Here is an 18,782-nt window from a genome sequence, read left to right on the forward strand (position 1 = left end):
TGTGCCGCGAAAGGGCTGCGTAGCAGCCCCAAAATCTTCATTGCGGCACAGATCCAGGGGCCGCTGCGCGACCCTTTCGCGGCACAAGGCCGCTCCTACACAGTGGCGCGGCGTCAGTGCGTCACCGGTTCCAGTTCTTGTTCGGCAGGCTGCTGCGCAGCCACCGCTTTGCGCATCTGCTCGCACCCCCACAGCACTCGCTCCGGCGTCGACGGCGCGTCGATGTTCGGCTGCACGCGGTAGTCGGCGATGCTCGCCACTGCGTCCTTGATCGCGCACCAGGCGGCGATGCCGAGCATGAACGGCGGCTCGCCCACGGCCTTGGAATGGAACACCGTGTCCTCGGGGTTCTTGCGGTTCTCCACCAGTTTGACGCGCATGTCGATCGGCATGTCGGCCACCGCCGGGATCTTGTAGCTGGCCGGGCCGTTGGTCATCAACTTGCCCTTGGCGTTCCACACCAGCTCCTCGGTGGTCAGCCAGCCCATGCCCTGGACGAAGCCGCCCTCGACCTGGCCGATATCGATGGCCGGGTTCAGCGAGTCGCCGACGTCGTGCAGGATGTCGGCGCGCAGCATCTTGTACTCGCCGGTCAGGGTGTCGACGATCACCTCCACGCACGCCGCGCCGAAGGCGAAGTAGTAGAACGGCCGGCCACGGGCCTGGGAGCGGTCGTAGAAGATCTTCGGCGTGCGGTAGAAACCGGTGGTCGACAGCGACACCTGGGCGAAGTAGGCCTGCTGCACCAGTTGCTCGAAGCTGACGATCTGGTCGCGCACGCGCACATGGCCGTTGCGGAACTCGACGTCTTCCTCGGTGACGTTGTAGTGCCGGGCGGCGAACTCGGTCAGGCGCTTCTTGAGGATCTCGGCGGCATTCTGCGCCGCCTTGCCGTTCAGGTCGGCGCCGCTGGAGGCTGCGGTCGGCGAGGTGTTGGGTACCTTGTCGGTGTTGGTGGCGGTGATCTGGATACGGTTGAAGTCGACCTGGAACACCTGGGCCACCACCTGGGCCACCTTGGTGTTCAGGCCCTGGCCCATCTCGGTGCCGCCGTGGTTGAGGTGGATGCTGCCGTCGGTGTAGATGTGGATCAAAGCACCGGCCTGGTTGAGGAAGGTGGCGGTGAACGAGATGCCGAATTTCACCGGGGTCAGCGCCAGGCCCTTTTTCAGTACCGGGCTGTTGGCGTTGAAGCGGCGGATCGATTCGCGGCGCTCGTGGTAGTCGCTGCTCGCCTCGATCTCGGCAGTCATTTCCTCGAGCATGTTGTGCTCGACGGTCTGGTAGTAGTGGGTGACGTTGCGCTCGGTCTTGCCGTAGTAGTTGGCCTTGCGCACCGCCAGCGGGTCCAGCGCCAGGTGGCGGGCGATATGGTCCATCACCTGTTCGATGGCGACCATGCCTTGTGGGCCGCCGAAGCCGCGGTAGGCGGTGTTGGACGCGGTGTTGGTCTTGCAGCGGTGGCCGTGCACCGTGGCGTCGCCCAGGTAGTAGGCGTTGTCGGAGTGGAACATGGCGCGGTCGACGATCGAGCCGGACAGGTCGGGCGAGTAGCCGCAGTTGCCGGCCAGGTCGAAGTTGATGCCGTGCAGGCGGCCGCTGTCGTCGAAGCCGACGTCGTACTCGACGTAGAACGGATGGCGCTTGCCGGTCATCATCATGTCTTCGACACGGGGCAGGCGCATCTTGGTCGGCTGGCCGGTCAGGCGCGCGATCACCGCGCACAGGCAGGCGGGGCTGGCGGCCTGGGTTTCCTTGCCGCCGAAGCCGCCGCCCATGCGGCGCATGTCGACGACGATCTTGTGCATCGGCACGTCGAGCACCTCGGCGACCAGCTTCTGCACCTCGGTGGGGTTCTGCGTGGAGCAGTAGACGATCATGCCGCCGTCTTCGCTGGGCATCACCGAGCTGATCTGGGTTTCCAGGTAGAAGTGCTCCTGGCCGCCGATGTGCAGGCTGCCCTGGATGCGGTGCGGGGCGCTGGCCAGGGCCGCGTCCGAATCGCCGCGCTTGTGGGTGTGGCTGTCGAGCACGAAGTGTTTCTTGCGCAGCGCCTCGACCACATCGAGTATCGGTTCCAGGTCTTCGTATTCGACGATCGCCGCCATCGCCGCACGGCGGGCGGTGTCCAGGTCGCGGGCGGCCACGGCGAGCACCGGCTGGCCGAAGAACTCGACCTTGTCGATGGCCAGCAGCGGGTCGCCGGCCACCACCGGGCCGATATCCTTGAGCCCCGGGATGTCCTCGTGGGTGATGGCGATGCGCACGCCTTCGAACTGGTAGCAGGGCGTGGTGTCGATGCGCAGGATGCGCGCATGGGCGCGGTCCGCGGTGCGCGCATAGACGTGCAGCTGGTTGGGGAACTCCAGGCGGTCGTCGATGTACACCGCCTCGCCCGCCACGTGCTTGTCGGCGCTGTCGTGCTTGAGGCTGCGGCCGACCCCGGTGGTCAGGTCCTGGCTGAACAGTGCGGCCATCTCGGCCTGGCTCTTGACGGCGTGATGGTTAGACATAGGCGGTCACCCGGGTTTCGATGTGCGGCGTTTGCAGTTCGATGAAGTACTTGCGCAGCAGGTTCTGCGCGGTCAGCAGGCGGTACTCGCGGCTGGCGCGGAAGTCGCTGAGCGGGGTGAAGTCCTCGGCCAGGGCCTGGCAGGCGCGCTCGACGCTGGCCTGGTTCCAAGGCTTGCCGCGTAGCGCGGCCTCGCAGGCGCGGGCGCGTTTGGGGATCGCCGCCATGCCGCCGAAGGCGATGCGCACGCCGCTGACCACGCCGTTCTCGATGCTCAGGTTGAACGCCGCGCATACGGCGGAGATATCGTCGTCCAGGCGCTTGGACACTTTATAGGCGCGGAACGCCCAGTCGTTGCTGGCGCGTGGCACGATGATCTTCTCGATGAACTCGCTGTCCTGGCGCGCGGTGATGCGGTAGTCGATGAAGTAGTCTTCCAGGGCCAGGGTGCGCTGGCGCTCGCCCTGGCGCAGGACGATCTGCGCATCGAGGGCGATCAGCAGGGGCGGCGAGTCGCCGATCGGCGAGGCGTTGCCGATGTTGCCGCCCAGGGTGCCCTGGTTGCGGATCTGCAGCGAGGCGAAGCGGTGCAGCAGGTCGCCGAAGTCGGGGTATTCCTCGTTGAGCGCGGTGTAGCAGTCGGTCAGCGGGGTGGCGGCGCCGATCTCCAGGTGGGTGGCGGTCTTGTCGATGCGCTTGAGTTCGGCGACATGGCCGACGTAGATCATCACCGGCAGGGTGCGGTGGAACTGGGTGACCTCCAGCGCCAGGTCGGTGCCGCCGGCCAGCAGGCGCGCCTCGGGGTGCGAGCTATAGAGGTCGGCCAGGTCGGCCACGGTCAGCGGCACCAGGCAGCGCTTGTCGCCGCTGTTGAGCTCGCCGGTCTGTTGCGGGGCGATGGCCTTGAGGCGGGCGATGGTCTGCGCCTGCTGGGCGTCGAACTGGTCGCGGCAGGGGCGGGCGCAGCTCTGCTCGGCGGCTTCGAGGATCGGCCGGTAGCCGGTGCAGCGGCACAGGTTGCCGGCCAGGGCCTCCTGGGCCTGGTGCAGGTCGTGGCCCTCGCTGTTCTTCTGCAGGGCGAACAGCGACATGACGAAACCGGGGGTGCAGAAGCCGCACTGCGAACCATGGCAGTCGGCCATGGCCTTCTGCACGCTGTGCAGCTCGCCCTGGTGCTTTAGGCCCTCGACGCTGATCAGCTGCTTGCCGTGCAGGGAGGACACGAACGTCAGGCACGAGTTGAGGCTGCGGTAGCGGATAGCGTCGCCGCCCTGGTCGTCCTCGACGAGTTCGCCGACGACCACGGTGCAGGCGCCGCAGTCGCCGCTGGCGCAGCCTTCCTTGGTGCCGGGTTTGCCCAGGTGCTCGCGCAGGTATTGCAGCACCGTCATGTTCGGGTCCAGGGCGTGCTCGTTGCGCAGCTCCTGGTTGACGAGAAACTGGATCACGGGGGAGGGCCTCGCAATGGTTTTATTGTTGTTCGGGCGGACTCTAAGCAACGCTTGACCCTGAGGTCAATAATTTTCTGACTCAAAGGTCAAGATTTCGCCCAGAGGCCTTCCGAACCGCTTCATCGAGCCTTTCTCCAAGCATAGTTCGCGCCGAGTGGGAAAGTTGACCCGCCAGTCGCACAAAGCACGTCGCGCCGCTGCGCGGGCACGGGACAAGTGCGCTACAATCGCGCCCTTGTGCACAGCTACCCAGATCGCGAAGGAAAACCATGACGTTCAAGGCGCCGGACAGCCTCTCCGAGCAAATTGCCCACTACCTGGCCGAGCGGATCATCCGCGGCGAACTCGCACCCGGCGAGCGCATCCAGGAGCAGAAGGTCACCCAGGCCCTCAACGTCAGCCGCGGCTCGGTGCGCGAGGCGCTGCTCATCCTCGAACGCCGCCACCTGGTGGCGATCCTGCCGCGCCGCGGCGCCCATGTGACCGAGCTGGACGAGAACAGCGTGCGCAGCCTGTGTACCCTGATGGGCGAGTTCTACATCCTGCTGGGCAACGCCGTTGCCCAACATTGGCGCAGCGACAGCGACCTGCGCCCGTTCCTGGACATCCAGCAGCGCCTCAAGCAGGCCCACGCCGCCAAAGACATAAAGGCCTTCGTCGGCGACAGCTTCGCGGTGATGCGCGCCGCCTATCCGTTCGCCAACAACCCGTACCTGCAGGAAACCGTCGAGAACCTGCAGCCGGCCATGAGCCGCGCCTACTACCTTGCCCTGGACCAGCGCCAGGCCAACATGGTCGATTACCTGGAGCTGTTCGCCCGCCTGCTCGAAGCCGTGGTCGCCCGCGACCTGCCGCGCATCCGCGAGGTGCTCACCGCCTATTGCCAGCGCAGTTGCGAACTGGTGCTGGCGGCGCTGGCGCGGGTCTGACCGATGCGCCTGAAGTGCATCCGCCTGGCCGGGTTCAAGTCCTTCGTCGACCCGACCACGGTCAACTTCCCCAGCAACATGGCGGCCGTGGTCGGCCCCAATGGCTGCGGCAAGTCCAACATCATCGACGCGGTGCGCTGGGTGATGGGCGAAAGCTCGGCCAAGAACCTGCGCGGCGAGTCGATGACCGATGTCATCTTCAACGGCTCCACCAGCCGCAAGCCGGTCAGCCAGGCCAGCATCGAGCTGGTGTTCGACAACAGCGACAACTCGCTGGTCGGCGAGTACGCCGCCTACGCCGAGATCTCGATCCGCCGCAAGGTCACCCGCGACGGGCAGAACACCTATTACCTCAACGGCACCAAGTGCCGGCGCCGTGATATCACCGATATCTTCCTCGGCACGGGCCTGGGGCCGCGCAGCTACTCGATCATCGAACAGGGCATGATCTCCAAGCTGATCGAGGCCAAGCCCGAGGAGTTGCGCAACTTCATCGAGGAGGCGGCGGGCATCTCCAAGTACAAGGAGCGCCGCCGCGAGACCGAGAACCGTATCCGCCGCACCCAGGAGAACCTGGCGCGCCTGACCGACCTGCGTGAAGAGCTGGAACGCCAGCTCGAGCGCCTGCACCGCCAGGCCCAGGCCGCCGAGAAGTACCGCGAGTACAAGGCCGAGGAACGCCAGCTCAAGGCGCGCCTGGCGGCCTTGCGCTGGCGCGACCTGGATCAGCGGGTGCGCCAGCGCGAGACGGTCATCGGCGACCAGGAGATCGCCTTCGAGGCCCTGGTGGCCGAGCAGCGCAACGCCGATGCCAGCATCGAGCGCCTGCGCGACGGCCATCATGAGCTGTCCGAACGCTTCAACCAGGTGCAGGGCCGCTTTTATTCGGTGGCCGGCGATATCGCCCGGGTCGAGCAGAGCATCCAGCACGGCCAGCAGCGCCTGCGCCAGTTGCAGGACGACCTCAAGGAAGCCGAGCGCAGCCGCCTGGAAACCGAATCGCACCTGGGGCACGACCGCACCTTGCTGGCGACCCTGGGTGAAGAGCTGGCGATGCTCGAACCCGAGCAGGAACTGACCCTGGCCGCGGCCGAGGAGGCTGCGGCGACCCTGGAGGAGGCCGAGCTGGGCATGCACGGCTGGCAGGAGCAGTGGGACAGCTTCAACACCCGCTCCGCCGAGCCGCGCCGCCAGGCCGAAGTGCAGCAGGCGCGCCTGGCGCAGCTGGAGGCCAGCCTGGAACGCCTGGCCGAGCGCCAGCGCAAGCTGGGTGAAGAGCGTGACCAGCTCGGCGAGGATACGCAGGATACCGAGACCAGCGACTTGGGCGAACAGCTGGCCGGCAGCGAGTTGCTGCTCGAAGACCTCCAGTTGCAGGAGCAACAGGTGGTCGAGCAGCTGGAAACGTTGCGCGAGCAGATGCAGCAGGCCAGCCAGGCGCAGCAACAGCAGCAGGGTGACCTGCAGCGCCTGGGCGGGCGCCTGGCGTCCCTCGAAGCCTTGCAGCAGGCCGCGCTGGAGCCGGGTGTCGGGGCCGCCGACTGGCTGCGCGCCCAGGGCCTGGAACAGCGCCCACGGCTGGCCGAGGGGCTGCGGGTCGAGCCCGGCTGGGAGCTGGCGGTGGAAACGGTGCTGGGCGCCGATCTGCAGGCGGTGCTGCTGGATGACTTCACCGGCCTGGAGTTCGCCGCGCTGGAGCAGGGCGAACTGCGCCTGTTGATGGCGGGGGGAGAGGGCACGGCCGTCGCCGGCAGCCTGCTAGACAAGGTAGAAGGACGCGTCGACCTGTCGCCCTGGCTGGGCCAGGTCATGCCGGTGGACACTCTGGAGCAGGCCCTGGCCCGGCGGGCCTCGCTGGGCGCTGGGCAGAGCCTGGTCAGCCGCGACGGCTATTGGGTCGGGTGGCACTTCCTGCGGGTCAGCCGCGGTAGCGAGGCCCAGGGTGGCGTGCTGGCCCGGGCCCAGGAAATCGACCGCCTGGGCCGGGAGCAACTGGAGCAGGAAGCCTTGCTCGAGCAGCTCGACGAGCAGTTGCAACGCCTGCGTGAGCAGCAGCTCGACCTGGAGGAGCAGCGCGAGCAGTTGCGCCGTCGCAGTCAGGATGAAAGCCGTCAGCACGGCGAGCTCAAGGCACGCCTGTCCGCCGGCCGCGCCCGTGCCGAACAGCTGGAGCTGCGCCGCCGCCGCCTGCAGGAAGAACTGGCCGAACTGCAGGAGCAGCGCGCCCTGGAGCACGAGCAACTGGGTGAGGCGCGCCTGTTGCTGCAGGAAGCCCTGGAACTGATGGCCCAGGACACCGAACAGCGCGAGCTGCTGATGGCGCGTCGCGACACCCTGCGCGAAGGCCTCGACCGCATCCGCCAGGAAGCCCGCCAGCACAAGGACCACGCCCACCAGCTAGCCGTGCGCCTGGGCTCGCTGCGCGCCCAGTACGACTCGACCCGCCAGGCCCTCGAACGCCTGGAACAGCAGGCCGCGCGCCTGAGCGAGCGCCAGGAACAGTTGAACCTGAACCTGGAGGAGGGCGAGGCGCCGCTGGAAGAATTGCGCCTCAAGCTCGAGGAGCTGCTGGAACGACGCATGAGCGTCGACGAGGAAATGCGCCAGGCGCGCCTGCACATGGACGAGGCCGACCGTGAGCTGCGCGATGCCGAACGGCGCCGCACCCAGGCCGAGCAGCAGTCGCAATTGCTGCGCGGCCAGCTGGAACAGCAGCGCCTGGAGTCCCAGGGCCTGGACGTGCGACGCAAGACCTTGCAGGAACAACTGCTCGCCGACGGCTACGATCTTCATGGCGTGCTCGCCACGCTCGAGGCCGACGCCAGCGAGCAGGGCACCGAGCAGGCACTGGAGCAGCTCGAGGCGCGCATCCAGCGTCTGGGCGCGATCAACCTGGCGGCCATCGAAGAGTATGAACAGCAGTCCGAGCGCAAGCGTTACCTGGACGCCCAGGACGCCGATCTGGTCGAGGCGCTGGAGACCCTGGAAAACGTCATCCGCAAGATCGACAAGGAAACCCGCAACCGCTTCAAGGATACCTTTGATCAGATAAATGCCGGATTACAGGCACTTTTCCCAAAAGTTTTCGGTGGCGGCAGCGCTTATCTGGAACTGACGGGCGAAGATCTACTCGATACAGGGGTGACGATCATGGCGCGTCCACCGGGCAAGAAGAACAGCACTATCCATCTGCTGTCCGGCGGCGAGAAGGCACTCACGGCCCTGGCCCTGGTGTTCGCCATCTTCAAGCTGAACCCGGCGCCGTTCTGCATGCTCGACGAGGTCGACGCGCCGCTGGACGACGCCAACGTCGGGCGCTATGCCCGTTTGGTGAAGGAAATGAGCGAGGCCGTGCAGTTCATCTACATCACCCACAACAAGATCGCCATGGAAATGGCCGACCAGCTGATGGGGGTGACCATGCACGAGCCGGGCTGTTCACGTCTTGTAGCAGTCGATGTGGAAGAGGCGATGGCCATGGTCGATGCGTAAGGGGTAAAGAAAGGGTGTGAACATGTAGGCAAAAGCCTCAGCAGACGCGACAGACGGTGTAAAGTTGCCTTTGGTCGTGCTAGCTTAATGTCACTTGTTTTTTGCGTGGGTAAAACGCCTGTCAGAACATAGAGTTGGCGCCACGTGTTAAAGGCCTTTGAAGCCTTTGTTTTCAAGCATATTTTTTATAGAGGCACGGGATTACATGGAAATCGGTCTGCGCGAGTGGCTGATCGTCATCGGCATCATTGTCATCGCCGGTATTCTTTTCGACGGCTGGCGCCGCATGCGCGGCGGCAAGGGCAAGTTGAAGTTCCGTCTGGACCGTAGCTACGCCAACGCCCCGGACGATGACAGCGGCAGCGCCGAGGTGCTCGGCCCTGCGCGTGTGCTGGAAACCCACAAAGAACCCGAGCTGGACGAGTCCGACCTGCCGTCGGTGAGCGCCCCTGCGCGCGAACGGGAGCGCGAGCGCGAACCCAAGCCGGCCAAGGCCAAGCGCGGCAAGCGCAACCACAGCGAGCCGCAGCAGGGTGACCTGAACCTGGCCGCCGAGCCCCGCGAGCCCGATCTGTTCGAGGGTGGCGACGACGATTTCGCCGCCGACAACACCCGCGCCAACGGTTTCACCGCGCCGAGCACGCCGGCCAAGGAGCTGCCTCCGGCCGAGGAAGTGCTGGTGATCAGCGTCATTTCCCGTGACGAGGGTGGCTTCAAGGGCCCGGCACTGCTGCAGAACATACTCGAAAGCGGCCTGCGCTTCGGCGAGATGGACATCTTCCACCGTCACGAGAGCATGGCCGGTCACGGCGAAGTGCTGTTCTCCATGGCCAACGCGGTCAAGCCCGGCGTGTTCGACCTGGACGACATCGACCACTTCAGCACCCGTGCGGTGAGCTTCTTCCTCGGTCTGCCTGGCCCGCGTCATCCCAAGCAGGCCTTCGACGTGATGGTGGCCGCCGCCCGCAAGCTGGCCCATGAGCTCAACGGTGAACTCAAGGACGACCAGCGCAGCGTGCTCACCGCCCAGACCATCGAGCACTACCGCCAGCGCATCGTCGAGTTCGAGCGCCGCGCCCTGACCCAGAAACGCTGATGTGTACGAGCGGGCGGATCCAGCCTCGATCCGCGCCGCGATGATTCAAGCAAAAGAGCAGCCAGGGGCTGCTCTTTTGCTTTGCAAGAGAAGACGACCCATGAACGCCGAATCCCGAATCCATGCCCTGCGCGCCGAACTCGACCAGCACAACTACCGCTACTACGTGCTCGACGAACCCAGCGTGCCCGATGCCGAATACGACCGCCTGTTCAATGAGCTCAAGGCACTGGAGGCCGAGCACCCGCACCTGGTGACCCCGGACTCGCCGACCCAGCGCGTCGGTGGCACGGCGTTGGCGGCGTTCAGCCAGGTCCGTCACGAAGTGCCCATGCTCAGCCTGGGCAACGCCTTCGAGGAAGACGACCTGCGCGATTTCGGTCGCCGCGTGGTGGAGGGCCTGGATCTGCTGGGCGGCGAACAGGCGGCGGTGGACTACAGCTGCGAGCCGAAGCTCGACGGCCTGGCGGTAAGCCTGCTGTACCGTAATGGCCAACTGGTGCAGGGCGCCACCCGCGGCGACGGCACCACTGGCGAGGACATCAGCGCCAACGTGCGCACCGTGCGCAACATCCCGCTCAAGCTGCAGGGCGAGGGCTGGCCGGCGGTGCTGGAGGTGCGCGGCGAGGTGTACATGAGCAAGGCCGGCTTCGACCGGCTCAACGCCGCCCAGGCCGAAACCGGCGGCAAGACCTTCGCCAACCCGCGCAACGCCGCGGCCGGCAGTCTGCGCCAGCTGGACTCGAAGATCACCGCCAGCCGCCCGCTGGAGTTCTGCTGCTATGGCGTCGGCCAGGTGTCCGAAGCCTTTGGCGACAGCCATATCGGCATCCTCGAGAAGCTCAAGACCTGGGGGTTGCCGATCAGCCGCGAGCTGCGCCATGCCGCCGGTATCGATGAGTGCCTGGCCTACTACCGCGATATCGGCGCCCGCCGCAACGGCTTGCCCTATGAGATCGATGGCGTGGTGTTCAAGGTCAACAGCCTGGCCTCCCAGCGTGAGCTGGGCTTCCGCGCCCGCGAGCCGCGCTGGGCGATCGCCCACAAGTTCCCGGCCATGGAAGAGCTCACCGAGGTGCTCGACGTCGAGTTCCAGGTCGGGCGCACCGGCGCCGTGACTCCAGTGGCGCGGCTCAAGCCGGTCAAGGTGGCCGGCGTGACCGTGTCCAACGCCACCCTGCACAACATGGACGAGATCGCCCGGCTGGGCCTGCGCATCGGCGACACGGTGATCATTCGCCGCGCCGGCGATGTGATCCCGCAGGTGATGCAGGTGGTGCTCGACCGCCGTCCACAGGACGCCCGGCCGGTCGAGGTGCCCACGCAGTGCCCGGTGTGCGGCTCCCAGGTCGAGCGCACCCAGCTGGTCAAGCGCAGCAAGGGCAAGGAAACCACCAGCGAAGGCGCGGTGTACCGCTGCGTGGGGCGCCTGAGCTGCGCCGCCCAGCTCAAGCAGGCGATTATCCACTACGTGTCGCGCCGGGCCATGGACATCGACGGCCTGGGCGAGAAGAGCGTCGAGCAACTGGTCGACGAGAACCTGATCCGCTCGCCGGCCGATCTCTATCACCTGACCTTCGACCAGGTGGTGGCGCTGGAAGGCTTTGCCGAGGTGTCGAGCAACAAGCTGCTGGCCGCCATCGCGGCGAGCAAGCGCCCGAGCCTGGCGCGCTTCATCTATGCGCTGGGTATTCCCGATGTCGGCGAGGAGACCGCCAAGGTCCTGGCCCGCTCCCTGGGTAGCCTGGCGCGGGTGCAGGTGGCGTTGCCGCAGGTGCTGACCTATCTGCCCGACATCGGCCTGGAAGTCGCCCACGAGATTCACAACTTCTTTGAGGACAAGCACAACCAGGGTGTGATCAAGCAGCTACTTGAAAGTGGTATGGAGCTCCAGGATCAGGGTGAGTTGGCTGCCGAGTTTGCTGCAAGTGCAACATTTGCGGGAATGATCGCCAAACTCGATATCCCTTCGGTCGGACCGACAGGGGCAGAGAAACTGGTCGCTAAGATTGGAAGTCTTGAAAAAATCTTCGAAGCTGACCTCATCGCTCTGCGCCAAGCGGTCAACGCCAAACAGGCTGATGCTGTGCGTGCATTCTTCCAGGTGGCGACCAATCAAAAATTGGCCCGTGATATCGAGGCCCAGTTGCTGGAATTCGGCATGCACTGGTCGTGCGAGAAGAAGTCCGCCGAGGGCTTGCCGTTGGCCGGGCAGACCTGGGTGCTGACCGGCACCCTGGAACGCATGAGCCGCGATATCGCCAAGGAGAAGCTGGAAAGCCTGGGGGCCAAGGTGGCGGGTTCCGTGTCGGGCAAGACCCACTGCGTGGTCGCCGGCCCCGGCGCCGGCTCCAAGCTGGCCAAGGCCGCTGAGCTGGGTGTTGCAGTGATGGACGAGGAGGCGTTCGTGGGCTTCCTGGCGGAGCGTGGTATCAGCGTCTGACCCCGCAGGTCTTATCGCGGGGCAAGCCCGCTCCCACGGGTGATCGTACGTGGGAGTGGGCTTGCCCAGCGATAGATTTTCCACAAGTCCTTGAGAAATGATGGTTTTTTCACGTTCAGAGGTTGTAACTTCGCCCCGGCGCTGTACAATGGCGCGGCTCGTCAGCTGACGAGCCGTCGTGGTGGCCCCATCGGTCCCCCCGCATTGATTACCCGTTAACCTGGTCAGGCCCGGAAGGGAGCAGCCATAGCGGGAACATCGAGTGCCGGGGTGTGGCTGGTGGGGCCGCCTCCATTCTGGGCGCAGGGATTTTCCGGCGTACCTGTCAGGCGTCGCCCATCAGACGCGTTTCTTTACACCCTCGCACCGTTTTCCGCCTGCACGATCCCGCGCAGCGCCTTATCATGCATCCCATCGTGTTGGCCCATTCGGCCAGGAGATAGCGACCGTGGAACATGTCGACGACCTCACCCGCCAGAAGATCCGCGAGTGGCAGCTGCGCCGCCTGGAAATCAAGGACCAGATGGCCGCCAATCCCGAGCGCGTGCTGGAGTTGTCGCAGGTGCTCGACCAGATGGAGGAAGAACATGAGCGCATCCTCGATGCAGCGGTCGTGCCGGTGGCAGTGACGGCTGACGCGGCGGCCTTCGAGCTGCAGGTGCAGGTGTCGGCGCACTCGGTGCGTGACTTGCGCAAGCTGCTGGAACTGGCCCTGCATGAGCTCGATGGCGTACTCGACGCAGCGCAGGCGGGTGTCAGCTATCCCGGCGACATGGCCGGGTCGTTGGGGGCCTACCGCTTTGAGCTGGTGGTGGGGCGGGCCGCTGAATCCGACAAACCTTGAGTGATCCCCGGACCCGTACCGACATGCAGCCCGAGCACTTCGACTTTTCCCATCCGGTGTACCTGCCGGTCAGCGCAGAGGTGTGCCAGGCCTTGCTGCAGGCCGAGGGCACGCCTGCGCTCGACGCACTGGGCGAGCCGGAGCTGGCGGCCGTGCTGGTGATCCAGAACCTGGCCCAGGCACAGGGCCAGGTCGATGCGCGGGCGGCGGAAAAGGTGCTGGGCAAGCTGTTGGCGTGGGCGGTCGATGGCAGGCACTCGCCTGGCGTGGACTTGCTGTCCGAGGCCCGTCGGCTGTTCGATGCGCGCAAGCTCTATTTCGGCCTCGAGGTGATCAAGGGCTCCAAGCTGCGCCTGCTCGATGCCGAACAGGTGCAGGCGCGGGAGTACCTGCTGGCGGACGGCAAGTGGGATTTCGACTACCGCATTCGCCTGCATCGCAGTGACAACCCGTTCAGCCAGCGGGTGACCACCGGCTTCGACAGCGAGCGCTGGCTGACCGTCGAGCAGGACAAGCTGCTCAAGGTCATCCAGGCCAACCTCGACGAGGATATCCATGTGCAGGGCTATGCCGGGATCGGCAAGAGCTACCTGCTCGGCGCGCTGATGGAATGCCTGCCCCGTGGCCGGGTGCTGGCCCTGGCGCGCACGCCGGCCAAGCTCGGTACCCTGCGTCGACGCATGGGTCTGGATGCCCAGGCCAAGGTCGGCATGACCTTCGGCCAGTTCGCCCGGGCCCTGCTCAAGGATACCCGGCCGGTTCCCGCCCGGACGGCGCAGCGCGGTCCTGGCAAGCGCCGGCTGGCCGAAGAGCTTGGGATCGTCGGGCTGCGCCACTACGACGCCGAGCACGCCCTGGATATCTGCCTGGAAGTGCTGCGCAACTATTGCGAGTCGCGGGACTACAGCCTGTCCAACCGCCACCTGCCGCATTTTCGCCAGGCGCTGTCCGGCCTCGATGCCCAGGTGCTGCTCGAGTATGCCAGCCGCCTGTGGCGTTACCTGGAGGCGCAGCCGACCTGGGGCGCGCAGACCGGGTTCGAGGCGTTGCTGCTGCTCAAGCGTGCCAGCCTGGGCGGTTGCAGCGTGCCCGGGCGTTTCAGCCACGTGATCATTGACGAGAGCCAGGATGTGCCGGCCTCGCTGTTGCAGGTCATCGAGCGTGGCCGCCAGGTGCTGATCACCCTGGGCGACGAATACCAGAAGGCCACCGGCGAGGTGGTCAGGCGCGAGCGTCAGGTACGGCAGAAGGACATGGCCTTCGCTGTGCGCTCCGGGCCCAAGGTGGAGCGCCTGATCAACCCGTTGATCGGTGTGCACTCGAAGAAGTCCAAGGTCGCGTTCGAGGCGGCGCGGCATGTCGATGTCGGCATTGAGCACTTCCCCGAAGGGTTTGTCCCGCCCGAGGGCTGCGTGGTGCTGACCGCCTCGCGCTGGGACACGATGCGCTGGGCGATGGAGATGGCCGGGTCCAACTGCCTGCTGAACTTCCCCGACTGGCCGGACATGCGGAGGTTCATGGTTACCGCGATTGGCCTGTTCAGGGCGGCGTTCTATGCGCCGGGGCAGGACGCCGAAGGGCCGCATGGGTACTTCGCGCACCTGCTCGACTGGCAGCAGGTGCGCGAGTCCGAGCGCTTCGATGCTGCGTTCCAGTGGGTCGAGGCGCGGCTGGAGGCGGGTTTCAAACTTGCTGACCTGACCGGGCTGGACGCGCGCGTCGCCGCGCAGCCCGCCAGCCTCACGCTGTTGATGGCCGAGGAAGCCGGTGGCCTGGAGTTCGACCAGGTGCTGTTGACGCCGGAACTGATGACCACCCAGCGCTTCAAGGACGCCTACGCCTTCGATGCGCGGATCTGCGCGGTATACATCGCCCTGTCGCGGGCGCGTCGGCAGCTGTACCTGCCCTATGACGTGGAAGAGTGGATCAACTACCACAAGGGCCAGCCGTTCCGCGAGTTGCACGGCTACTGAGCCCGCTGTCGTGCGCTGGCCTGGCGGGCCTTATCGCGGGGCAGGGCGACTCCCACGCTTGCCCTTGCTGGCTGACACCTGCATCAATCGCTGGAAGGTCGGGCATTGCAGGTGGTTCTCCTCGGGGCACACTGCCGCATGCCGCAACCCTTTGCTCATTGCCTGCAGGCGCTTGATTCTCTGCTCGATCTCATCGGCCTTGGCCAGCAGCAGCGTTCGGTCGACCCGTTGCTCGTCCAGCATCGCCGCCACTTCGTCCAGCGAAAAGCCCGCCGCCTGGCCCAGGGCGATCAGGGCCAGGCGTTCTGGCGTATCCGCCGGAAATTGCCGGCGCTGGCCATGGCCGGCGAGTGATGTGAGCAGGCCCTTGTTCGCGTAGTAACGCAATGTCGACGCCGGCACTCCGGTGCGCCTGGCGACATCGGCAATGTCCATCGCGACTCCCTTGACTTGAAGTTGACTTCAACTTGCATGCTGCTCGGCATCGACCTTTCCGTCAATCTGCCAAGGGCTTTCGTCATGAGCGTGTCTTCTCTCGCGTTTTCCATTTTGCTTATCGGCATCGGTGCCACCCTGGTCATGGACCTGTGGACCCTGCTGCTCAGGCGCCTGGGCGTCACCACCCTGAACTACGCGATGGTCGGGCGCTGGGCGGGCCATCTGTTCGCGGGGCGCTGGCGGCATGTGGCGATCGGCAAGGCTGCGCCGGTCAGGGGGGAGCTGGCGTGGGGCTGGTTGCTCCATTACGCCACGGGGCTGGTGTTTGCGGCGCTGCTGGTGGCTATTGCCGGGGAGGGGTGGTTGCAGGGGCCGGTCCTGTGGCCCGCGTTGCTGTTCGGGGTGGTCTCGGTGCTGGTGCCGCTGGTGGTGGTGCAGCCGGCATTGGGTGCAGGGTACTTCGCTGCGAATACGCCATCGCCCTTGAAGAGCTGTCTGCGCAGCCTGGTGACGCATTGCGTGTTCGGGATCGGCCTCTACCTGGCGGCGCTGGGTGTCGTGGCCGCAGGTATTTGAGGCCCTTCGTCATCGGCGAACTGGCGGGTCTGGCGATCATCGGTATACCGCTCGACAATTCGCTGCATCTCTCCGGACTGCTTGATTCGCACCAGCGCCCTGAGCACACCTTGGGTCGGTAGTTGGGGATCGTTGCGCACCATGCAGCCCAGCGCTTGCTCTTCCAGCACGGCCAAGGCCTGCAGGCGTTGCCCCGGCGGCAGGGAGCGGTTGTACCACTGCAATGACAGCTGGTTGCTGATCGCGTGGCGAAAGCGTCCGGCCTGGAGCTTCTGCAGGGCCAGCAGCTGGTTGCGGCTGTCCTCGCGCTGCAGGCGGCCCTGGCTGAACAGGGGTTCCAGGGTGGGGTAGGTGTAGCCGAGCACGGTGCCGATGGCCTGGGGCGGCAGTGCTTCCGGGCGGGTGGGGCCGCTGTCGCCGGGGCGGCCGATCAGCAGGTCGCGCTGTTCGATGATAGGGATGCTCCACAGGTAGTCGCCCGGCCGGTCGGTCAGCCACTGGGTGGAGACATAGCAGCGCACATCGATTTCACCGGCCTGCATCGCCTCCTGCAGGCGCAGGCGGGCCATCACGTGGTATTGCGGGCGGGCGTCGGTCTCCCGGGCAATGGCCTGCATCAGCTCGAAAAGGATGCCTTCCACCGGTTGCTGGTCCTCGGTGCGCATCAACGGCATGCTCCAACTTTCGGCGACGGAAAAGCGCAGCACTGGCGGTTGCGCCAGGCCGTGGGTGGTCCACAGCAACAGGATGGCCAGGACTCGCCGCACGCCTCATCCTCCCTGATCCGCCGCCGGTGTGCCCGTTACTGAGCTTAGACGAGATCGGCAGGGTGCAATTTCGGCCCCGCTCCGCTAGCATTAGCGCTCTTTCCGCCCGCTCCGGTCACGATGGTTTTTTGATGAGTTATCAGGTTCTTGCACGTAAATGGCGTCCGCGCTCGTTCCGCGAAATGGTCGGCCAGACCCATGTGCTCAAGGCTTTGATCAACGCCCTGGACAACCAGCGCCTGCACCACGCCTACCTGTTCACCGGTACCCGGGGCGTGGGCAAGACCACCATCGCGCGGATCATCGCCAAGTGCCTGAACTGCGAGACCGGCATCACCTCTACCCCGTGCGGCACCTGTTCGGTGTGCCGGGAGATCGACGAAGGCCGTTTCGTCGACCTGATCGAGATCGACGCCGCCAGCCGCACCAAGGTCGAGGACACCCGCGAGCTGCTCGACAACGTGCAGTACGCGCCGAGCCGCGGGCGCTTCAAGGTCTACCTGATCGACGAAGTGCACATGCTCTCCACCCACTCGTTCAACGCCTTGTTGAAGACGTTGGAAGAGCCGCCGCCCTACGTCAAGTTCATCCTTGCCACCACCGACCCGCAGAAGCTGCCGGCGACCATCCTGTCGCGCTGCCTGCAGTTCTCGCTGAAGAACATGAGCCCGGAGCGGGTGGTCGAGCACCTGACCCATGTGCTGGGCGCCGAGAACGTGCCGTTCGAGGAAGACGCCCTGTGGCTGCTCGGTCGCGCCGCCGATGGCTCGATGCGCGACGCCATGAGCCTGACCGACCAGGCCATCGCCTTTGGCGAGGGCAAGGTGCTGGCCGCCGATGTGCGGGCGATGCTCGGCACGCTCGACCATGGCCAGGTGTACGGTGTGCTGCAGGCCTTGCTCGAAGGTGATGCCCGGGCGCTGCTGGAGGCGGTGCGCGACCTGGCCGAGCAAGGGCCGGACTGGAACGGCGTGCTGTCGGAAATGCTCAATGTGCTGCACCGGGTGGCCATCGCCCAGGCGCTGCCCGAGGCGGTCGACAACGGCCAGGGCGACCGTGAGCGCGTGCTGGCGCTAGCCCAGGCCCTGCCGGCCGAGGATGTGCAGTTCTATTATCAGATGGGCCTGATCGGTCGTCGCGACCTGCCGTTGGCGCCGGACCCGCGTGGCGGCTTCGAAATGGTCCTGTTGCGCATGCTGGCGTTCCGTCCGGCTGACACCGATGATGCGCCGAAGCCGGTACTAAAGTCGGTGGGGATCAGCCAGGCCACAGCTGATCCGGCCCAACCGGTGGCAGCGGCGGCTGTTGCCGTGGCGCCGCCCGTTGCCGCCAGCCCTGTCGCTGAAGCGGTCGCGCCGGTGCCCGTGGCTGAGCCACCCGTACAGCCCGAGCCGCCAGTCGTCGAAGTGCCGGTCGTTGCCGAGGTTGTCGAGGCAGCGCAATCGGAGCCAGAGCCCGAGCCTGAGCCGCAGCCCGTCGAGGAGGTCATCGACCTGCCGTGGGAGGAGCCCGTTGCCGCGCCAGCGCCGGTTGCCCCCGAGCAGCCGCCCGAGCCTGCACCTGCGGTCGAAGCCGCCAACCCGCAGCCAGACTACGACGAGCCGCCGTTCGATCCGTCGGCCTATAGCCCGGCGGGCATGGAGCGCGACGACGAGCCGCCGGCGGACGAGGACTACTACGCGCCCGACAGCGACCCGGCCGGCTTCAGCTATCTGGATGAGTTAGCCGAGCACGTGCAGGAAGAGGCGCCCGCCCAGGCGCCAGAGCCACTGCCGGCGGCCATGCCCGCGACCGGTCTGGCCCTGCAATGGCTGGAATTATTCCCACAGTTGCCTGTCTCCGGTATGACAGGCAACATCGCCGCAAACTGTACGCTGATCGCCGCCGATGGCGATGACTGGCTGTTGCACCTGGACCCGGGGCAGGGCGCGTTGTTCAACTCGACGCAGCAGCGCCGGCTGAACGACGCGCTCAACCAGCAGCTGGGTCGCGAGATCCGCCTGAAGATCGAGCTGATCCGCCCCGAGCAGGAAACCCCGGCCCAGGCCGCCTCGCGTAAGCGGGCCGAGCGCCAGCATGACGCCGTGGTGTCGATCGAGCAGGATCCGCTCATCCAGCAGATGATCCGGCAGTTCGGCGCGACGGTCAGGCAGGATACTATTGAGCCTGTAGACGCCCTGGCCAGCCAGGGCCAATGAACGGATAACCATGTGGCCCGCCTGTGCGGGGCCGCATCACATGACCCAATCGAGGTATACCCC

The 18,782-nt window shown here is 66.0% G+C and carries 12 protein-coding genes and 1 other RNA gene; 9 read left to right on the forward strand and 4 right to left on the reverse strand.

Annotated elements, in window-relative coordinates:
* Positions 1-113 precede the first annotated feature (113 nt).
* Together xdhB and xdhA are read right to left on the reverse strand one after the other, a co-directional pair.
* Complete coding sequence (gene xdhB, locus HU735_RS23095) at positions 114-2,513, reverse strand: xanthine dehydrogenase molybdopterin binding subunit (RefSeq protein ID WP_186715603.1); 2,400 nt, start codon at positions 2,511-2,513, stop codon at positions 114-116.
* Entirely contained in the window at positions 2,506-3,960 is a 1,455-nt protein-coding gene (xdhA, locus tag HU735_RS23100; RefSeq protein ID WP_186715604.1) for a xanthine dehydrogenase small subunit, read from the reverse strand. Before xdhA ends, xdhB begins: the two co-directional genes overlap by 8 nt.
* 272 nt (positions 3,961-4,232) lie before the next feature.
* Here xdhA and HU735_RS23105 point away from each other — a divergent pair, with 272 nt between their 5' ends.
* From HU735_RS23105 to HU735_RS23135, 7 genes are all read left to right on the forward strand, one after another.
* Positions 4,233-4,892, forward strand: coding sequence for a GntR family transcriptional regulator (locus tag HU735_RS23105; RefSeq protein WP_050706590.1), 660 nt, complete (start codon positions 4,233-4,235; stop codon positions 4,890-4,892).
* A 3-nt stretch (positions 4,893-4,895) separates the two neighbouring features.
* Entirely contained in the window at positions 4,896-8,384 is a 3,489-nt protein-coding gene (gene smc / locus HU735_RS23110; RefSeq protein WP_186715609.1) for a chromosome segregation protein SMC, read from the forward strand.
* A gap of 205 nt (positions 8,385-8,589) precedes the next feature.
* The gene (gene zipA / locus HU735_RS23115; RefSeq protein ID WP_050706588.1) at positions 8,590-9,480 is read left to right on the forward strand and encodes a cell division protein ZipA; all 891 of its coding nucleotides are present in this window, start codon (positions 8,590-8,592) and stop codon (positions 9,478-9,480) included.
* A gap of 100 nt (positions 9,481-9,580) precedes the next feature.
* Positions 9,581-11,923 (forward strand): NAD-dependent DNA ligase LigA, encoded by a 2,343-nt coding sequence (gene ligA / locus HU735_RS23120; RefSeq protein WP_186715611.1) that lies wholly within the window; start codon positions 9,581-9,583, stop codon positions 11,921-11,923.
* A gap of 188 nt (positions 11,924-12,111) precedes the next feature.
* Positions 12,112-12,208, forward strand: an RNA gene (ffs, locus tag HU735_RS23125) — signal recognition particle sRNA small type.
* Positions 12,209-12,371: 163 nt separating this feature from the next.
* On the forward strand, positions 12,372-12,767 hold the full coding sequence (locus HU735_RS23130; protein WP_186715613.1) for a hypothetical protein: 396 nt from the start codon (positions 12,372-12,374) through the stop codon (positions 12,765-12,767).
* A 23-nt stretch (positions 12,768-12,790) separates the two neighbouring features.
* A complete protein-coding gene (locus tag HU735_RS23135; RefSeq protein WP_186715635.1) occupies positions 12,791-14,740 on the forward strand; it encodes a hypothetical protein in 1,950 nt (649 codons plus the stop codon).
* A 30-nt stretch (positions 14,741-14,770) separates the two neighbouring features.
* Here HU735_RS23135 and HU735_RS23140 read toward each other — a convergent pair whose 3' ends face one another.
* Positions 14,771-15,175 carry a helix-turn-helix domain-containing protein gene (locus HU735_RS23140; protein WP_186715615.1) on the reverse strand — a complete coding sequence of 135 codons (405 nt, stop codon included), beginning with the start codon at positions 15,173-15,175 and terminating at the stop codon, positions 14,771-14,773.
* A gap of 84 nt (positions 15,176-15,259) precedes the next feature.
* Here HU735_RS23140 and HU735_RS23145 point away from each other — a divergent pair, with 84 nt between their 5' ends.
* Complete coding sequence (locus HU735_RS23145; RefSeq protein ID WP_186715637.1) at positions 15,260-15,754, forward strand: DUF2938 family protein; 495 nt, start codon at positions 15,260-15,262, stop codon at positions 15,752-15,754.
* Here HU735_RS23145 and HU735_RS23150 read toward each other — a convergent pair.
* Positions 15,715-16,521 carry an ABC transporter substrate-binding protein gene (locus HU735_RS23150; protein WP_186715616.1) on the reverse strand — a complete coding sequence of 269 codons (807 nt, stop codon included), beginning with the start codon at positions 16,519-16,521 and terminating at the stop codon, positions 15,715-15,717. The genes HU735_RS23145 and HU735_RS23150 overlap by 40 nt on opposite strands.
* 131 nt (positions 16,522-16,652) lie before the next feature.
* Between HU735_RS23150 and dnaX the strand changes: the two genes are divergently transcribed.
* Entirely contained in the window at positions 16,653-18,719 is a 2,067-nt protein-coding gene (gene dnaX, locus HU735_RS23155) for a DNA polymerase III subunit gamma/tau (protein WP_186715617.1), read from the forward strand.
* Positions 18,720-18,782 lie beyond the last annotated feature (63 nt).

It is taken from the genome of Pseudomonas sp. BW16M2, assembly GCF_014268865.1.
In the GTDB taxonomy this organism is placed as follows: domain Bacteria; phylum Pseudomonadota; class Gammaproteobacteria; order Pseudomonadales; family Pseudomonadaceae; genus Aquipseudomonas; species Aquipseudomonas peradeniyensis.